The 18554-nt window shown below is 47.3% G+C and carries 14 protein-coding genes and 2 tRNA genes; 9 read left to right on the forward strand and 7 right to left on the reverse strand.

The annotated features are described in order from the left end of the window. Nucleotides 1-56 precede the first annotated feature (56 nt). Nucleotides 57-3122: a glycoside hydrolase family 3 N-terminal domain-containing protein gene (locus tag G8759_RS03065; protein ID WP_167205104.1), complete on the reverse strand. Its 3066-nt coding sequence runs from the start codon at nucleotides 3120-3122 to the stop codon at nucleotides 57-59. 276 nt (nucleotides 3123-3398) lie between these two features. On the opposite strand from G8759_RS03065, the gene G8759_RS03070 reads away from it, so the two are divergent. After that, nucleotides 3399-3899, forward strand: a complete 501-nt coding sequence (locus G8759_RS03070; RefSeq protein ID WP_167218655.1) for a rhodanese-like domain-containing protein — start codon at nucleotides 3399-3401, stop codon at nucleotides 3897-3899. Between the two features lies 1 nt (nucleotide 3900). Here G8759_RS03070 and G8759_RS03075 read toward each other — a convergent pair whose 3' ends face one another. After that, nucleotides 3901-4149 (reverse strand): hypothetical protein, encoded by a 249-nt coding sequence (locus G8759_RS03075; RefSeq protein WP_167205106.1) that lies wholly within the window; start codon nucleotides 4147-4149, stop codon nucleotides 3901-3903. 210 nt (nucleotides 4150-4359) lie between these two features. Further along, on the reverse strand, nucleotides 4360-5190 hold the full coding sequence (locus G8759_RS03080; protein WP_167205108.1) for a T9SS type A sorting domain-containing protein: 831 nt from the start codon (nucleotides 5188-5190) through the stop codon (nucleotides 4360-4362). Nucleotides 5191-5402: 212 nt separating this feature from the next. On the opposite strand from G8759_RS03080, the gene G8759_RS03085 reads away from it, so the two are divergent. The 7 genes from G8759_RS03085 (at nucleotide 5403) to G8759_RS03115 (ending at nucleotide 13218) form a co-directional block, all read left to right on the forward strand. Then, nucleotides 5403-7307: a sensor histidine kinase gene (locus G8759_RS03085; RefSeq protein WP_167205110.1), complete on the forward strand. Its 1905-nt coding sequence runs from the start codon at nucleotides 5403-5405 to the stop codon at nucleotides 7305-7307. Between the two features lie 72 nt (nucleotides 7308-7379). Beyond that, nucleotides 7380-8078: a response regulator transcription factor gene (locus G8759_RS03090; protein ID WP_167205112.1), complete on the forward strand. Its 699-nt coding sequence runs from the start codon at nucleotides 7380-7382 to the stop codon at nucleotides 8076-8078. 105 nt (nucleotides 8079-8183) lie between these two features. Further along, a complete protein-coding gene (gene hemB / locus G8759_RS03095; RefSeq protein WP_167205114.1) occupies nucleotides 8184-9155 on the forward strand; it encodes a porphobilinogen synthase in 972 nt (323 codons plus the stop codon). Continuing rightward, entirely contained in the window at nucleotides 9152-10489 is a 1338-nt protein-coding gene (locus G8759_RS03100) for a dihydroorotase (RefSeq protein ID WP_167205116.1), read from the forward strand. The genes hemB and G8759_RS03100 overlap by 4 nt, the downstream gene beginning before the upstream one ends. A gap of 82 nt (nucleotides 10490-10571) precedes the next feature. Further along, nucleotides 10572-10655 (forward strand) — tRNA-Leu (locus G8759_RS03105). A gap of 599 nt (nucleotides 10656-11254) precedes the next feature. Beyond that, complete coding sequence (locus G8759_RS03110) at nucleotides 11255-11815, forward strand: helix-turn-helix domain-containing protein (RefSeq protein WP_167205119.1); 561 nt, start codon at nucleotides 11255-11257, stop codon at nucleotides 11813-11815. 257 nt (nucleotides 11816-12072) lie between these two features. Continuing rightward, nucleotides 12073-13218 (forward strand): ice-binding family protein, encoded by a 1146-nt coding sequence (locus G8759_RS03115; protein ID WP_167205121.1) that lies wholly within the window; start codon nucleotides 12073-12075, stop codon nucleotides 13216-13218. Between the two features lie 494 nt (nucleotides 13219-13712). On the opposite strand, the gene G8759_RS35650 is transcribed toward G8759_RS03115, so the two are convergent. The 4 genes from G8759_RS35650 to G8759_RS03130 all read right to left on the reverse strand — a co-directional run bounded on the left by G8759_RS35650 (nucleotide 13713) and on the right by G8759_RS03130 (nucleotide 16382). Further along, a complete protein-coding gene (locus tag G8759_RS35650; RefSeq protein ID WP_197933083.1) occupies nucleotides 13713-13880 on the reverse strand; it encodes a hypothetical protein in 168 nt (55 codons plus the stop codon). A gap of 179 nt (nucleotides 13881-14059) precedes the next feature. Further along, nucleotides 14060-14614, reverse strand: a complete 555-nt coding sequence (locus tag G8759_RS35655; RefSeq protein ID WP_197933084.1) for an alpha-amylase family protein — start codon at nucleotides 14612-14614, stop codon at nucleotides 14060-14062. A gap of 78 nt (nucleotides 14615-14692) precedes the next feature. After that, on the reverse strand, nucleotides 14693-15799 hold the full coding sequence (locus G8759_RS03125; RefSeq protein ID WP_232074111.1) for a TolB-like translocation protein: 1107 nt from the start codon (nucleotides 15797-15799) through the stop codon (nucleotides 14693-14695). A gap of 507 nt (nucleotides 15800-16306) precedes the next feature. Next, nucleotides 16307-16382 (reverse strand) — tRNA-Gly (locus G8759_RS03130). 99 nt (nucleotides 16383-16481) lie between these two features. On the opposite strand from G8759_RS03130, the gene G8759_RS03135 reads away from it, so the two are divergent. Then, nucleotides 16482-18545: an OPT family oligopeptide transporter gene (locus tag G8759_RS03135; RefSeq protein ID WP_167205124.1), complete on the forward strand. Its 2064-nt coding sequence runs from the start codon at nucleotides 16482-16484 to the stop codon at nucleotides 18543-18545. Nucleotides 18546-18554 lie beyond the last annotated feature (9 nt).

Here is an 18554-nt window from a genome sequence, read left to right on the forward strand (position 1 = left end):
CAATAAAAATGCCACTTTTTACAGTGGCATTTTTATTGTGGGGAAAGTGCCCTAGGTTACTGTACTGCACTGTAAATCAATTCATGAATATGCCGGCGCAGCTTAGTCGTATTAATCGAATTATTGCCCGCAGTAGGATAAATCCGATTTGAGAGAAAAACGAAAATCAGTTCTTCATCAGGATCTACCCAAACAACATTGCCCGTAAAACCAGTGTGCCCAAATGATCGGGGAGAGGCTTGTTCGGCCAGATAAACGCTGCTCGTACTTTCTGCATTGGGTTTATCCCAACCTAATGCCCGATGGCTACGATTGCTTAACGTTTGCGTGAAGTAAGGAACCGTCATCGGTTGAAAAATGCGCTCATTGCCATACATGCCCTTCTGCAGGTTCATCTGTAACAGGGTGGCAATATCATGTGCGTTCCCGAATAGTCCGGCATGTCCCGAAATACCCCCCTGAACAGCTGCCATCTGATCATGCACCGTACCTACCAACAACTGGTTTCGATAGTAGGTATCCTGTTCGGTTGGTGCACAATGCGGATTTTTCAGCCGTTGAAGTGGAGTAAAACCAAGCTGATGCAGTCCCAGTGGTTTATAAACATTCTCCGTCACAAACACATCGAGGGGTTGTTTACTAACCCGTTCCACAATTTTTTGTAGCGTCAGAAAATTCAGATCACTGTATACGTAAGCAGGCTTTCCTGATTCATCTACCTTGCGAGACATGGGCGACTGAATCACCCATTTCCAGACTGAATCTTTCAGGGCAGGTGTAGCCCAGAGAGTTGGGGCTATTTGGAGCGTATGCAACGTATCACGTGTTGCACTGTAATACTCGGCTTTCAGGCCACCTCCCGGTGTCCGTGTTCGGTCCCAGGTAGTCGGGTAATAGGATACCATGCCTGACTGGTGCCAGAGCAAATCCTGTATGACAATGTTCTGTTTATTGGTTCCTTTTAGTTCGGGCAGGTAGAACGATGCCTTTTGGCTCAAATCAATTTGTTTTCGGTCGTAAAGAACCATTACACTTTGAAGAGTAGCCAGCACTTTGGTTAGCGATGCCAGATCGTATAAGGTTTCGTCCGTAACTTTTTCGGCACCGGCACTGTAGGTTAATGCGCCAAAGTTCTTGCTGTACACAACTTTCCCTTTTCGGGCTACCAGAATTTCACAGCCTGGCACGACATGGTTACGAACGGCGTTTTGGGCAATAGCGTCAATCTTTGCCAGTGTTGCTGTTTTCATGCCAACGCTCTCTGGCGAACCGGCAGATAATCGACCTTCGGGATTTACGGTTTCGCCAAGCCCCACTTTCAGATCGCCAGTCGAGATGGGTAACATGCCGCGCGAACCCAGGCCGCCAAATAAAATCTGTGGTACAACGCGCTGCATTTCCTCCATTTCCTGATAGGCACAGACTAACCCGTCGGCGTCGGCAAACTGAGTAAGGCTATACGGAGAGCCAAAGACCGTAACGATTACTTTAGCACCGCGTTGTTTCAGGCGGGTTACTAAATCGAGCGACATTTTGGTAATACCAAATTTCCGATAAGCCGACTCACTCATTTTATGGAAACTTACAACAACCGTATTCGCCGTACTGACCTGAGCCAGTGCGTCATTCAGTTCCGTTTCTGTAACAAGCTTATTCGGATAAACCAGTGTCTGGAAAGGAGCATACTGATTTAGTGTTTTCTGAAACGGGTTATCAACATCGGCACCAATCGCAATCGATGCCAGTCTCACGGTATCTAATCGTCCGATCGGCAGCAGATTATCGCGATTTGTGGCTACTGTAACCGATTGTTCGCAGAGCTCCTGTTTCAGCAACTGGGCCTCGGGCGAATTCAACTCGGCTGATAAACCGGCCAGATTGATCGGCTTGTATTTGCTCAATCCTGCCCAGAACTTGGCCCGGAGAATTTTCTTAACCTTTTCATCCAGAAATTCCTGCGAAATAATGCCCTGCTGAACGGCATTCAGGATATTCTGTGTAGCCTCGCGAACGTTTTCCGGATAGAGCAGAATGTCATTCCCGGCCATTAAGGCCCGTAAATTAACGTCCATCGCCTTGGGCGATCGACTAATACCGCCCATATTCAGCGCATCCGTAAAAACCAACCCCCGGAAACCGAGTTCTTTCTTCAGTAATTCTGTAACGATTTTTTCCGATAATGTAGCGGCCAGAGCAGGTGTGTTGTCCATTACCGGCACGTGCAAATGGCCCGTTACAACGCCCATCAGGCTATCCGCAATTAGTTTCCGGAACGGATATAAGTCAATCTCGCGCATCTGCTCCGATGAGCGGCTAACGGTTGGGAGCGTGTGGTGTGAATCGGCATTCGTGTCGCCGTGGCCGGGAAAGTGCTTGGCTGTGGCAATAACGTGGGTTTGTTGTAAACCACGCATATAGGCTGATGCCTTTAAGGCCACATTTTCTTTCGACTCCCCAAACGAACGAACACCAATAACCGGGTTTGCCGGATTGCTGTTAATATCGGATACCGGAGCGAAGTTGATATGAATACCTAGCCGCTGGCACTGTCGGCCAATTTCGGCTCCCATGCGGTAAATCAATTCATTGTTTCGAATCGCTCCGAGCGCCATCTGCTTCGGGAAATCCATGGCGCTGTCTAACCGCATGCCAAGTCCCCATTCGCCATCAATTCCGATAAGGAGTGGGACTTTTGATAGGGCCTGATAGCGATTTGTCAGAACAGCCTGCCGATAAGGTCCGCCCTGAAAGAAAATCAAGCCGCCAATATGATTCGTCTGAATGAGGTGTTCGATGTACTGGTAGTGATTATCATGGCGGTTCGAGAAGGTAGCCACCATAAAAAACTGCCCGATTTTTTGTTCGGCAGTTAGCGTCTGGAATACGCTATCGACCCAATGCTGCCCACTATCCGACATTGTAAACACCTCAACAGGCCGGGCATGAGGATACACACGCAAAACCGGCGCGACCACCCGTTTGGGTTTCGCCTTATGAGAATGTGACGACGGTGTAAGCCGAGTCCATAAATTACGTCCTGGCTTCGTTAAGCCAAACGCAGTCAATAAACTGACGGACAGCAGACCGACGAGCAGGATCGGTCGTACAATATTGTTCCGCATGGGTACTCAATTGGGTAAAAAAGGTACAGTCAGCTATCGGTGGTTTAGTGCCAAAACATAAAAGTAGCCAAAGCCCATCTAAATCAATAGCCCATGTTTGAATTATCTAACTTTTTAACGAAATAATATAGGCTAATTGTTTCCGGACTAGGATTAATACAAAATTAAAAAATAGGAATGATTATCTTCACATCGTAAAAAGTAAAGAATTCGTTGATAATCAATACTTCCTTAGTAAGCTAAAACAAAAAGTAGACCAGTTGCAGCGGAATGACAATGAAACAAGTGTGGATTTTCTTGTGCGCGGTCTTAACGACATCCCTGACGGGTTCGGCGCAGACTACCAGTAAAGCGTATAAGACGATGCTCGAAGCGATGTATAAAAAAACAGTTCCCTTAATCAATGTGACAGAACTGAAAAAAATGCCCGAAGCGGTTTTATTAGATACCCGGAGTAAAGCCGAATTTGATGTGAGCCACTTACCAAACGCACGTTGGGTCGGCTATGATGACTTTGACTTGAAGCGGGTTCAGGCTATTACTAAAGCAACACCTGTGGTAGTGTACTGTTCAGTTGGCTACCGGAGCGAACGAGTAGGAGAGAAATTAGTGGCGGCCGGTTATCAGCATGTGCATAACCTATACGGTAGCCTGTTCGAATGGGTTAATCAGGGTAACCCGGTTGTCGATAATCAGGGAAAACCCACTCAGCGTGTTCATGCCTATTCACGACTGTGGGGTGTCTGGCTGAACCGTGGAGAAAAAGTGTACGAGTAAACTAGTATGAACGCGAAGGGCGTACACTTGCCAAAGCGGTCAGCAAACGCTTACTGAGTTCAGCTTTGTTGATGTTGGCCAGCGGCTGCCAGCACGACGTGGTTGACGATACTTTCGGCTTGTGCACCAGGGCCGATGCTTTGGCTCGCATCTGTTTCCGGGCAGCAAAAATATTGTGCGGATGGCCCATGCTCATAGCCTGTCCGCTCATTCCTACCAGTAACGTTCCGACAATCAGTAAGGTCTTCATTGATTTGTTGTTTTTTATTGACAACACAAAGATATGGGCTTTATTTGGTATCTTGCAATACATAGTACTAAATTTTTCAAAAATATTTTCGATACTAGAAGAAAATAGATCGATTATTAGGTAGATTCTAGCTTATCGGTTACTTATTTGCCTTAGGACTTTCGCTCAGTGTTATGCTCCACGGCGAAAGTCCTAAGCTCTATGCCTTACTTAGTTATTATCGATAACGATTCGTTTTACCGCGCCGTCTTCATTTTGAGTCACGGTAATGAAATAAGCACCTTGCGTATTCTTGCCTAAATCAATCTGGCCAACAAATTCGCCGGAAAAATCTTTGATCTCACGTCTGGCTACTTCTTTGCCTTTTGGGTTCGTAACAATGATGCTTACATCGCCTTTGGCCGGAGCGGTGAAACGAACGTTCAACTGACCACGATCGGGGTTATTTGGATAAGCGTCCAGACCGCGAATCGTCGATGGTTTGCTCGTAAAATTACGCGACCAGTCTTCGAAAGGGCGAACAAGTTGCTGATCCCAATCGCGTGGTATTTGCATCTTGAACCGATTGAGCCGGTCAGCCAGGGAGTCGGCACCCCGACGGAACTCATAACGCCAGGTTTGGCCATCTTTGCCCCATTGATCATTCTGTAAACGAGGGATTTTACCACGTTGTACATAGATGTCGTTCGGAGCACGCTTTATACGGGGTGTAATGCGTTCCCGCTTCACAATCCGATCGCCATCATTATCTTCGACAATGATCGTCATCTGGCGTTTGCCACCCTTATCTTTCCGTGCGGTTTTGAGGGAGTCTACCAGTTTCATTACCAGGCGGTCACGTTCGGGGTCAGTCAGGCCATTAACATGATACGTTCGTTCAGTTTCGCGGACCTCATCGCCGTTCCGTTCGATAATCCGAACATTAACTTCATCGTTCTTAGTCGACGAACCAGCTTTCTGAGCGGTAGCGATTCCACTCACACTGCCAATAATGAACAGGGCCGGAACGAACCGTCGTAGCAGAATTACTGTTTTTTTCATGATAATACACGTTAATGAGTGAATAACGGAATGCGCTGAAAGCCATTGAGAGCCGGGTTGTTAAAGTTTGTTAAAGGCTCAATGACTGCCTGCTGGTGTTCGTACTTTTACGGATAACCCGATCAAAACTGACTTGATTTGGGCCAATTCAGATCAGCTTGTTTACCCATAGATGAAAAAAAAGGCCAAAGGTTGCATGAAGGCCGAAAAAAATGTCGACACAACGCATACGATGGATTGTTGCACTGATGGCAGTAGGATTGCTGGGCCTTGTTGGTCTGCAATGGTACTGGATTAGCAGTGCGCTGCATTTGCAGAAAGAACAGTTCGACTATAAGGTTACCGATGCTTTGCAGGAAGTGGTTCGAACACTCGAACGGCAGGAGATCTGGTACCTGACCAAGCAGCGTATTCAGGCCCGCGAGCATCAGGATCGCCTGATGGCGATTGCCAAAAAAGAAGGAAAAACGCCGGTTAAAGAGGTCGCTGTTGCGAAAAAGACGCCTGCTCTAACTCAGAACAAAGTCGCTTCTAATCCCAACAGGGCCGTAAATCCTCAGCCCGACCCCCAGCGGATACCGTATGGAATGGCACCGGCTGGTGCAGTGGTTGTTCAGTCGGATGTTTTGCACCCGGTTGCGCACCCGCTTTCTGCTGAGCAGATGGCTGTTGTGGAAGAGTTTTTTCGGCAGCAGGACGAATTGATGGCGGTTGGTGACTGGCAAACACAATTGGCTCAACAGCAGCAGTTTAACCAATGGGTCGATCAGATACTGGTTAACGAGCTGAATCAGATTAATGGGCAGGTCGCAACGGCCCGAAGACAGGATTCGCTGGCCCGGATAAAAGCGGTCAGAAATCGACTCAGACAGGTCGCTCAGCAACGAAAATTACAGAAGGCCGCTCAAAAGGATTCTGCACAAACAGATCTAGCAGTAAGTCGCCCGGCCAGTTTCACTCCGCACAAAGCCGGAGAGCAGTCGAATATGATCAAAGATGTGCTTAAAGGGCTGCTGCTCTCCGATCGTCCTATTGAGGATCGGATTAATCGGCTGGCTCTCGATACATTATTGCATCAGTCATTACAGGAACGGGGTATCAGCATTCCGTTCGCCTTTGGGGTTCGCACAAAATCGCAGCCTGCTTTTCTGTTCACATCATTGGGCATGAATCCTCAGCAATTCAGAGAGGGGGGGTATAAGGCGGCCTTGTTTCCCAACAACATGCTCGAAACGGGCAACTACGTCTATATTTATTTCCCTACGCAGAAAGAGTTTATTCTGAGTCAGTTATGGTTTACATTCAGCGCATCCGCTGTGCTGATTCTGGTAATCCTGGCTTGTTTTTATATCGCCATCAGCACCATCGTTCGACAGAAAAAACTGGCCGATATCAAAAATGACTTCATCAATAACATGACCCACGAGTTTAAAACGCCTATTTCGACTATCTCCTTGGCCGTTGAAATGGCGCAGGAACAGGTGCGTCATCCGCAAGTGACAATGGGCGCGGGTTCGGATGATTCGTCCGTAAATGAACGACTTTCGCGCTACATGGGCATTATCCGTGATGAAACCCGGCGACTAGGTTCTCACGTCGAGAAAGTACTGCAAATGGCCTTGCTGGATCGGGGCGAAATAAAACTGAAATTGTCCTCAGTCAATGTGCATGATGTAATCGAGAAAGTACTGAACAACATGAGTTTGCAGATTGAGCAGCGCGAAGGTGAGCTTGATTTGCAGTTTGATGCCGATCGGGAAGTCATTGAAGCCGATGAGGTTCACGTAACAAACATTCTATATAACCTGCTGGATAATGCCCTTAAATACTCACCCGAAAGCCCACACATTGCGCTCGTTACGCGTAGCCTGCCGGAAGGCGTAAGCATCACGGTCGCCGATCATGGGTTAGGGATGACGAAAGATCAGGTAAGCCGGATTTTTGAAAAATTTTATCGGGTTCCAACCGGCAACCGTCACGATGTAAAGGGCTTTGGCCTTGGGTTGAGTTACGTAAAAAAAATGATTGATGAGCACCACGGCCAGATTCATGTTGAGAGTGAATTAGGCAAAGGAAGCTCGTTTGAGGTGATTTTACCATATAAACAAGAGGCATAATCTATCAGGCAGGAAGCCTTTTTTATACATAGTGGCATTCCTGCTTGATAGATCATACGCCATACATTCTCTATGCCGACTATACTTCTCGTTGAAGACGATCCGAATCTGGGCCAACTGGTGCAGGAATACCTGATTATGAAAGGTTACCCTACCGACCGTGTTACCGATGGTAATCAGGGCCTGCAAAAATTCATGGCTGGTGCCTATGATTTATGTATTTTCGATGTGATGATGCCCAAGAAAGACGGTTTCACACTCGCAAAGGAAGTGCGGATGGCTCAACGCGAAGTGCCCATTATTTTCCTGACGGCCAAATCGATGCAGGAAGATACCATTCAGGGGTTTAAGGTCGGGGCCGACGACTATGTGACAAAGCCGTTCAGTATGGAGGAGCTGTTACTCCGAATACAGGCTATTCTTCGCCGATACCAGCGTTTGACTGACGCTACCGAGCCGACGACATATAAAATCGGATCGTTTTCGTTTGATTATCCACATCAGTTATTGAGTCGGTCAGCGGAGAGCGAAAATGAATTACAACCGCAGAAACTAACCAGCAAGGAATCTGAGTTATTAAAATTGCTGGCACAGAACCTGAATCAGCCCGTCAGCCGTAGCTTTGCGTTGAAAATGGTCTGGGGCGATGATTCTTACTTCAACGCCCGCAGCATGGACGTGTATGTGACGAAGCTCCGTAAGTATCTCAAAGATGATACAAGTGTTCAGCTCGTTAATGTACACGGCGAAGGGTTTAAACTGATTGCTTAACGGTATTCGGTTTTAGGCTATACGGTTTACGGTGTTCGAGCAAACAACGATCGGTCGACAACCAGATGCCGGGAACCTACATTCGGATATCGAAACCAGAATACCATGAATTTAATACGTCGTCCGCGTCGGAGCCGTCAATCCGCTGCCATTCGTGACATGGTCCAGGAAACACGCCTGTCTGTCACCGATTTTATTCTGCCTGTTTTTATTATGGAAGGGCAACATGTTCGTTCCGAAGTGGCTTCTATGCCAGGCATACATCGTTTATCGCTCGATCTGTTGCTTGACGAAATACAGGAGTGCGTTGATTTAGGCATTAAAACATTTGATCTGTTTCCCAATCTGCCCGAGTCCAAAAAGGATAAATATGCTACCGAAAGCTATAATCCGGATGGGCTCTACCTTCGGGCAATTCGTGCCATTAAAGATCGCTTTCCTGACGTGATGGTTATGACCGATGTGGCTATGGACCCCTATAGTTCAGACGGACATGATGGTATTGTTGAAAACGGTAAAATCCTGAACGATCCAACACTTGAGGTATTGGGCAAAATGGCCCTGGCCCAGGCACAGGCCGGAGCCAATATTGTTGGCCCTTCCGACATGATGGATGGACGTGTTGGCTACTTGCGTCAGGTACTTGATGAAGGCGGTTTCCATGAGGTAGCTATTATGTCGTACTCAGCTAAATACGCCAGTGCTTTCTATGGCCCTTTTCGGGATGCGCTGGATTCGGCTCCGAAGTTTGGTGATAAAAAAACCTATCAGATGAACCCTGCCAATAGCCGCGAAGCCCTTATCGAAGCGCAGCTTGATTTTGCGGAAGGGGCTGATTTCCTGATGGTAAAACCCGCGCTGGCCTATCTGGACATTATTAAACTGTTGAACGATAATTTTCATTTGCCAATTGCAGCCTACAACGTCAGTGGCGAATACGCTATGATTAAGGCCGCAGCCCAGAATGGCTGGCTCGACGGCGAACGGGCTATGATGGAGGCTCTCATGTCGATTAAACGGGCCGGTGCCAGTGTAATTTTAACGTATTTTGCGAAAGAAGCTGCCCGTCTTTTATGAGTAAACTCTTAATTCGAAATGCCCGGCTGGTCAATGAAGGGCGTATCGTTGAAGCAGACGTCCGGATTGAAGATGGCCTCATCGCACAGATCGGACAGAGATTATCTGATGCAGGAATCAGTCGGGTAATTGATGCCAGCGGACAGTACCTGTTGCCCGGTGTCATCGATGATCAGGTGCACTTTCGCGAACCTGGACTAACCCATAAGGCCACTATTCATTCGGAGTCGCGGGCGGGTGTAGCAGGCGGTGTTACCAGTTTTATGGAAATGCCTAACACCGTTCCGAATGCGCTGACTCAGGAACTATTGGCTGATAAGTATGCCATTGCAGCGCAAACGTCGCTGGCGAACTACTCGTTTTTCATGGGTGCGTCGAACAATAACCTCGACGAAGTTTTGCGCACCGATCCTAAAACGGTTTGCGGTATAAAGGTTTTCATGGGTTCATCGACGGGCAATATGCTTGTGGATGATGAGCAGGTTCTGGACGGTTTGTTTCGGGAGAGCCCAATGCTTATTGCTACCCACTGCGAGGATGAGGCAACCATCCGTGCGAATACGGAACGTTACCGAACGGAATACGGCGATACGGCTACGGCAAAACTTCATCCATTGATTCGTAATGAAGAAGCCTGTTTGAAATCGTCGTCACTCGCTGTTGAACTGGCTAAACGGCATAACGCACGGCTACACATTCTGCACATTTCGACGGCCGACGAACTAAAATTATTTGCCAACGACCGGCCATTGACCGAAAAACGCATTACCGCTGAAGTGTGCGTGCATCATCTTTGGTTCGACGCTGACGATTATGAACGCCTGGGCAATCAAATCAAGTGCAACCCGGCCATAAAAGCTCCTCATCACAAAGAGGCACTATTGGCCGCTTTGTTAGATGACCGATTGGATATTATTGCCACTGATCATGCTCCGCACACCTGGGCCGAAAAACAGCAACCCTATTGGCAGGCGCCATCGGGTTTACCGCTGGTACAGCACCCGCTTCTGTTGATGCTTGATTTTGTCGATCAGGGTAAATTATCGATAGAAACAGTTGTGCGTAAAATGTGCCACGCTCCTGCCGACTGTTTTCAAATCGATCGCCGTGGCTACATACGTGAGGGTTATTGGGCTGATCTAGTCCTTGTCGATCCAAATCGACCAACGACGGTTTCGAAGCAAAATATTCTGTACCATTGTGGCTGGTCGCCGTTGGAGGGTCATACGTTTGGTGCCAGCATAACGCATACGATCGTCTCTGGTGAACTCGTGTATGCTGCGGGCGAATTCTTGACGGATCGGGCGGGAGAGCGGATGAACTTTAACCGGTAGAGTGAAAAAAATATAGCAAAAATCTTGCGCAGTCGGGTTGAAACGCCGTATCTTTGCATTCCCAAATAAGGGGAAACGTTCTGCCGAAGTGGTGAAATTGGTAGACACGCACGTTTCAGGGGCGTGTGTCTTTACGGACATGCGAGTTCGAGTCTCGCCTTCGGCACACATTAAAGTCGCAATTAGCTGTTTAGTCAGTTGATTGCGACTTTTTGTTTAGCGACAGTGTACGGAATGCGAAAAAATAAGTTGAGCTATTTATGAGACGCACGATTCGCTTATGGCTATTAGTTTGCTTAGCTCTCTCACTATATGAGTGTAAATAACCATCCGTACCCGTTCCTCAGAATACTGCGCCCACCCGAGACGGCAACAGGGCAAAGGGTAATCCTGATGGAACCAGGACAAGTGAGAGCAGCCCCAATGCTTACCTGATGACCCGGCCAACCTACAGCTTATCGAATAATCAGTCGAGGGGTATTGCCAATTGGTATAGCTGGCATCTGAGCTCCATCTGGAAAGGATCAGCAAGCCGCTACTCGGGCAACTTTATTACGGATCAGTCCTTGTCCGAGGCATAATTTACTTAGTCTATTAAACAAAGTACGCTCCAACTCCTACGCTTAATAAAGTTACCCTCTTTTGAAAAGACAAATACCCTGTTAAATGGTATTACTATATAATGTCCTCTGTTTTATCCCTCTACGAACTCCTATCAAGCATTAGACGAATACATTGCCAATCTGCGTAAAAAAAGGGATAAGCATGAACATCTACATCAAATATATGGTCAGTCGGCGATGCAAACTGGTTGTGGAAGAAATTTTGGGTCAACTCGGGCTACCTCATGGGGTAGTAGGCTTAGGGGAGGTAGAGGTTAAGATGGATATTACAGAGGCACAGCGGGATGAGTTGAAGCTTGCTTTAGTGAAATCAGGACTCGAGTTAATGGATAATAAAAAAGCAATCTTGATTGAAAAAATAAAAAAAGTCATCGTCCACATGGTGCACCATACCGATCATCTGCCCAAGACGAAAAACTCGGATTATATCAGTAAACAACTCAATTACGACTATACGTACCTGGCTAACTTTTTTTCCGAATCAACCGGCATCACCATTGAGCATTTCATTATTGCCCACAAGGTTGAACGCATCAAAGAATTACTGTTATACGATGAACTCAATCTGAGCCAAATAGCCTATAAACTGAACTATAGTAGCGCAGCCCACTTATCCAATCAATTCAAAAAGGTCACCGGCCTGACGCCTAGTTTCTTTAAGCAGCTTAAACAAAAAAAAAGGACTCCCCTCGAGGATCTTTGATAAGGTTCTGTTGCCCAGTTCTCCGCAAAATACACACACCATAGCTTGGTGCAGGATTTGAAGAACCCTTCTCTGTAAATTTAAGCATCCAGCGGTCCGATAGTATATACCAAAGCCTGAGGCTCAGTTTAATAGTGTATGATTTTGTACAATATGTGTGAATTTAGCAACTATATTATTTAATTGTGTAACTCTTTGCGCGGCTTTATTCCTCTACTTTGCTGACTAGTAGAGCAATAATTTATAAATCCGCAATAATGATTAAAAACCTATTACTTACTTGTCTAAGTGTAACTCTGTTATCAACTGTATCGGCAAGTTTCGGGCAGGCACCCAACTTGGGAACAGCCGCAACCTTTGCCTTATTTACCGCAAACGGAGCCTTTACCAATTCCGGCGCTTCATTGGTAACCGGTGACATTGGCACCAATGTTGGTGCCTTCAGTGGATTTCCAAGTCCCGGAACAGTTATTGGGAACATACGTCTGCCAACCAGTCCGGAAGCAGCACAGGCGGCAATCGATGTGGTGGCTGCCTACAACTCGTTGACCCCTGCCGTTTGCGGCACTACGATACCCGCAGAATTAAGTAGCCTGACACTCACCGCAGGCATTTCCTGTCAGAACCTGGCTGATCCTACTACGCTAAATGGTACCTTAACCTTAAGTGGGCCCGGGATATTCATTATTAAGCTAAATAGTGCTTTAACGACTGCCACGAACTCAACCATTCTACTGACGAATGGTGCTACTGCCAATAATGTATTTTTTCAAATAAATGGAGCGGCCACGCTCGGAACGGGTTCTACATTCAAGGGTACAATACTGGCCACGGGTGCCATTGTCCTGGCTACACAGGCTTCACTCGAAGGACGCGGCCTGTCAACGGCTGGAGCAATTACCTTAAACAATAATAATGTTACAGTCACGGGCAACGTGTTGCTTCCCGATTTAACGCCAATCATTAACTTACCCTCCAATAACTTTACGACATCTGGAGCCGATCTAGTGAAAAACTTTACGATGGGTATATATGAAGTAGCAGGGCAGCCGACATCCAGCGGAAATATTGTCTTTACGATTACTGCCCCGTTTGGCTATACCCTGGCCTTTAACAGCAGCCTAACATCCATTGATGTGTCCGGAGGAAGTACCATTGCTGTTAATAATACGAATTGGGCGGTTACTTCTAATAATGGTTTGCAACTCACACTGACGATCAAGCCTGGGCAATTTATTGCTGCCAGCCCAGGAAATTCGATCATTGGGTTTACTATCACTCGAACCGTAGCTAACTCGAACGGTACAGCTAACATAACGGTGAACGTGGCAGATGATGCCTCGAAAACCTACGATAATAACCCGGCAAACAATATTTACGCTAGAAATATCAACGCATTGTAAACCTTATAAAGCCGTTTGAAATTGTCGGAAAACAAGGAAATAGCATAGTACAACCATTGAACTGCTCTAGATTAAACAGGCTTTGCTATGCAAGTATCTGATCAGTGAAACCGTAATAAAGACGAGCGAAGCAAAGAGCTTTACAAGATTTTATATTTACATTAATAGGAGAGCCATGCAGGAGTTATTTTATATTTTCAAGATTCAACGGCAGAACGGATCCCACGAACCATTACCATATTCACTCTATCCACTTATCACCGCCTATCCCAAAGATGCAGGATCGGTTTCGAATTACCCCAATGAACATTTGCTAGATCCTTTTAAAACTGAAGAGCAAGCCAAAAATTACATCGAGCAACAAAACGGCCGGTACGGAACGCTTGTAATTATTAAGACTTATGGCGATCTCATGTAAATAGGGGTGGTCCTAACCACCAAGGCCGGAATGCCGGTTTTTGCAGTCGGCATATAGGCTTTTTCTGGAGGATAGGTCAGAAACTGGGGATGTAGGTCATCAACACGTCTGCTCCAGGGTCAACACGCTGTGGATCAAGGAGTCCACCATACGGCAAACTATCGGTTTCTTCAAAGCCTTTCAGAATGGGGTGGCGTTTAGTCGTTCCTACGTTTGATTCCTGACTCGTATGCGGTCCTTTCACCTGAGCATGTAGCTCAGGGGTCAGCCGTACATAGGTGTGATAGGTATCGCGAGCCAGCTTTTGTTCCGGTATAGACTTTTCTATGGTCGTTGGTGCGTGAACCCCGAACAGACCAGCCAGGGCCTAATCCGGGCGAGCATCACCCCACTCATCGTACAGGCTGGATTCGCCGGTGGCAATCAGACTGCCAGAATAGCGGGGATATGTTCCTGATAATAAAGGCTGAAGATGCAGGAGATGTATAGATCGTCGGACTTGTAGGGTTTGCCTTGTCCGTCAATGGCAAACCAACCGGGATGCGCTTTGTAAAAATCTTCATGTGCCCGGTTGGAGTCCATACGGATAAAAACGGCCAGACCGTCTTCGTGAGCCCCCTTGCAAAGCTCTCCGAACAAATCGCGATCACCCAGGTACTCGGCTTTATGATGGAACGGGATTCTGTTTGGATAATAGGCTACAATCCCCCCAGCATTGACGATGATCCCGCCAAGTTCGGTTCGTTTCCAGTAGTTTCGCCACCAACCGATGGCGTAGTGCAGGGGATCTTTTTCGGTAATATTGACTTGTCTCCAGCGTGTGACGGTTTTGTACCAGGGAAGTACTTTCGTATCTGAATGTATGGTTTGTCTAGTTAGTGCATCCAGCGTAACAAAGGGACTACTAGTGGCTAAAAAAGTTGTACCTGCCGACGTGTTTTTCAAAAAACTCCGTCTACTGTTTTCAGTATCATTCATTCATACGGATTGAGGAGAATCTGCTTGGGTACGTGGTGAAACAAGCAGCAAGGGTGAACAGATTGAATTTCGTTCTGCTTAAAACTTATAAAGCAGCAGACCATACCCAACCCCAGCAGGATCGGCGGTATTCGCCAGTTGAAAAGCCATGTATTTTCCGTCATTGGATACGACCGGGTTGGACGCCTTGCCGCCTTCAAAGTCATTGAAATTGGTGAGTCGAACAAAGTCCTTCCCGGTTCCGTCGAGCTTCAGTTTCCAGATGTCGATGTTCGATCCACCTCGCTTTCCGCCTAGCCAATCGCACTGCCGGTCGGCTTCTACCAGCGTGTACTTACCTCCGGGAAAAATCCCTTCACATTCGTTGTAGGTAGTAGGCTTCTTAGAGTGGTTGATAACTTCGTTCGTTTTCAGATCGAGGGTCATTACAGATGCCAACTGGCCGATTTGTTTACCGGCGGCATCCCGAATGGGCTCGTACCGAACGAAGGTCATTTTCGAGTCATTATCAAAAAAGTCCTGGGCTTCATATGGATACCCGGCTCCTTCGTAAACCGTCTTTTGGTTAATCAGTTTGGGCGTACCACCCGACAAATCGACTTCACAAACGGTTAGACGGGATGCGTGTTCGGCTAGTTGAGGAACCTGATCATGCACTTGCGAATAGGCGATTTTCATACTTTTCTTCGAAATAGCCATTCCTTCGCTCATAAGTACACCCAGCTTAATTGGTTTTGAACCCGGTACTTTGCTTAGGTACCAAAGCTCATTATCTCTGGATCGGCTGATACGGATATCTTCAAATTTCTCCGGGCCAATCAGGATATAATCGCCATTCGACAGGTGCATAACTCGTAGAAAAACGGCAGCCGGTACGTTGCAGGTCAGGCATTTAATCTGTCGAGTGGCCAAATCCAGCACCATCGCATCGCCAAAACTTTTGGTCATGAACGCAATCCGTTTGCTATCGGGCGAAAAATCAGCTCGTTCGCCGAAGCCAGTTAGCACGTCGATGTTTTTGGGTAAATGGTCGAGTGGGTTGCCCACTTTTCGTTTTTTCAGGGTATCATCCGATACAGATTTCCCACTGTAAAGCTGAAAAGCAATGTTTCTGCCCTGAAACGGAACGCTAACGGCCGATACTATACATAAAGAAATGGCGACAAAGAAGGCTAATCCATTCATGTCAATAAGGGTTTGGGTTGATCGATTCTGGCTGAACCTTGGTCTACAGCTACCGCACGGCGGTTAGCTCGCCTGTTTATCAGTATCATACATTTTTTGAGCCCAAATCGAAAGAGAATGGACTTAATAGCGACCTGTCGTCAGTAGTTACGTCATTTCAGAATGAATAAAGTTTGGCTTGGGTCGTTCTCAACGGTACAATAAAGGTTAGTTACATATTTGTCCATTGCAAAATCGTCCTCCCGAGCCATGCTTGGGACTGCCAGCTGAATCCTCCTCCAGTCATATCTATTTTTTTACTCCCCCCGGCTTATCGGTTTCTGACTAAGGAAAAGGATTCTTTACCAGATCCGATAGAGCAGTATTCAATATTTAACAATATTAATGTTCGATCCAATTTGCCTAAACAGATAGCGCAATGCGGGTAGTTGTTTTATTAGCGGCCCTATGAAAAACAAAAAGCACTTACGGTTTTTTCGTAAGTGCTTGACGGTGAGTTCGGAATCTTGGAGCGGGAAATGGGTCTCGAACCCACGGCCTGCAGCTTGGGAAGCTGCCGCTCTACCAACTGAGCTACTCCCGCTTGTTTTTGGTAAGACAAACATCCATAAAATGACGGACTTTGTCAAGTCTTTTCGATAGATGGTATTTTTTCCTTTCTTTTGGGCAAAATAGCTTTTCTATGACTCCCAACCCAACCCCTGCCCACAAGCCATTCATCTCTGATAAGGAATCGCCCGCGGAGTTTACCCTCAAAGCGATTATTACGGGGGCGGTTTTTGGCGTTCTTTTTGGAGCGGCTACCGTCTATTTATCACTCAAGGCCGGTCTATCCGTATCGGCTTCTATTCCAATTGCGGTACTGGCCATTTCGCTCGGACGTCGGTTTCTCAATACCACCATCCTCGAAAATAACATTATTCAGACAACCGGTTCGGCAGGAGAAAGTATTGCCTCGGGCGTAGTCTTCACAATGCCAGGATTTCTGTTCCTGACCGGTGGAAGTGGGGCCGACTTTTTTAACTACTGGACTATTCTGACACTGGCTATTCTGGGTGGGCTGATCGGTACTTTAATGATGATTCCCCTACGTCGATCGCTTATCGTGCAAGAGCATGGCAAACTGCCCTATCCTGAAGGTACGGCCTGTGCGTCGGTATTGATTGCGGGTGAAAAAGGGGGAGATTTCGCTAAAACGGCTTATCAGGGTTTGGGTATCGCCTTGCTTTATGCTCTGTTACAAAAAGTATTACACGTTGTGGCTGAGGTACCGGTCTGGGCAACGAAACAGGCGAATCGCTTCTTTCCGTCTGCGCAGGTTGCGGGCGAAATCACCCCGGAGTATCTGGGTGTTGGTTATATTATTGGCTTCCGGATTTCGGCCGTATTGGTCGGAGGAGGTATTTTGGCGTGGCTGGCGCTCATTCCACTACTGGCGTCGGTTGTTCCGGGCGATACCATTGCTCTACAACTTCAGAAACTTGGTTATCTGGACAATCTACAAACCGCAGGCGGACCGGGTGGCTGGAACCCTGCAACCCATACCTTCGCCGATACGGCAGCGGCTATCTACCGGGCCTATATCCGGCAAATTGGGGCCGGAGCTGTTACGGCGGGGGGCTTTATGACGCTGATTAAAACCATTCCAACCATTGTTTCTTCATTTCGGCAAAGTTTTAGTAAATCATCGATCAACGCGATTGAAACGGAAGATGCACTGAGTGAAAGTGACCGTACACCACGAACTGAGCGGGATCTGAGCGTTAGAATCGTTATTGTTGGTAGCATCGTACTGGCCGCATTGATGGTTGTGTTACCACAGATTCCCGGCGATTCGCTACTGACCAAGCTGCTAATTGCGGTGTTGGTGATTGTCTTTGGTTTCTTTTTTGTGACAGTTGCCAGTCGGATTGTTGGGTTGATTGGGTCGAGTTCTTCGCCCGTTTCGGGAATGACCATTGCTACGATTATGGGAACATCCCTCGTTTTTATCGCTTTAGGTTTAACGGGAAAGGTCTATGAACCCGCCGTTCTGGTTGTAGGAAGCATGATCTGTGTGGCGGCTGCCAATGCTGGCGGAACGTCACAGGATCTAAAAACGGGCTATTTGGTCGGAGCAACGCCTAAATACCAGCAAATGGCCTTGTTTATCGGCGTTATCGTATCGTCGTTGGTCGTTGGTGCCACCGTGAAAATCCTGGATACGCCAACGCCCGATCTGCTGGCCCAGGGGATTACACATGCCATAGGTTCTGATAAATTTCCTGCACCACAGGGAACGCTCATGGCTACGCTCATTAAAGGGCTTTTATCGTTCAATCTGGATTGGCAGTTCGTGTTGGTTGGCGCCTTTACGGCTTTTGTCTTTGAGTTATGCGGAGTTAGTGCACTAGCGTTTGCCGTAGGTCTTTACCTGCCGCTCTCGACAACTCTGCCGATCTTCTGTGGTGGTCTCGTTAAAGCCATTGTCGACTGGAATGCCAAGCGGAAAGGAACCGTAGAAGAAGATGCTGACCTGGGCAAAGGAAATCTCTTCGCAACAGGACTGGTGGCCGGGGGAGCGCTGGCCGGTGTAGCAATCGCCTTACTATCCGTTAATGAGTCAATCTATAACGGACTGACAGCCTTAACGCTTGAACCAGCTCTGGCGGGTGCATTAGGCGAAGGGGGATATATGCTACTGGGTGCACTGGCGTTTGCCGGATTAGCGGGCATTCTCTGGCGCGTGGCAGAAAGTAAACGGTAACGATTTGGC

This window comes from Spirosoma aureum (genome assembly GCF_011604685.1).
GTDB lineage: Bacteria > Bacteroidota > Bacteroidia > Cytophagales > Spirosomataceae > Spirosoma > Spirosoma aureum.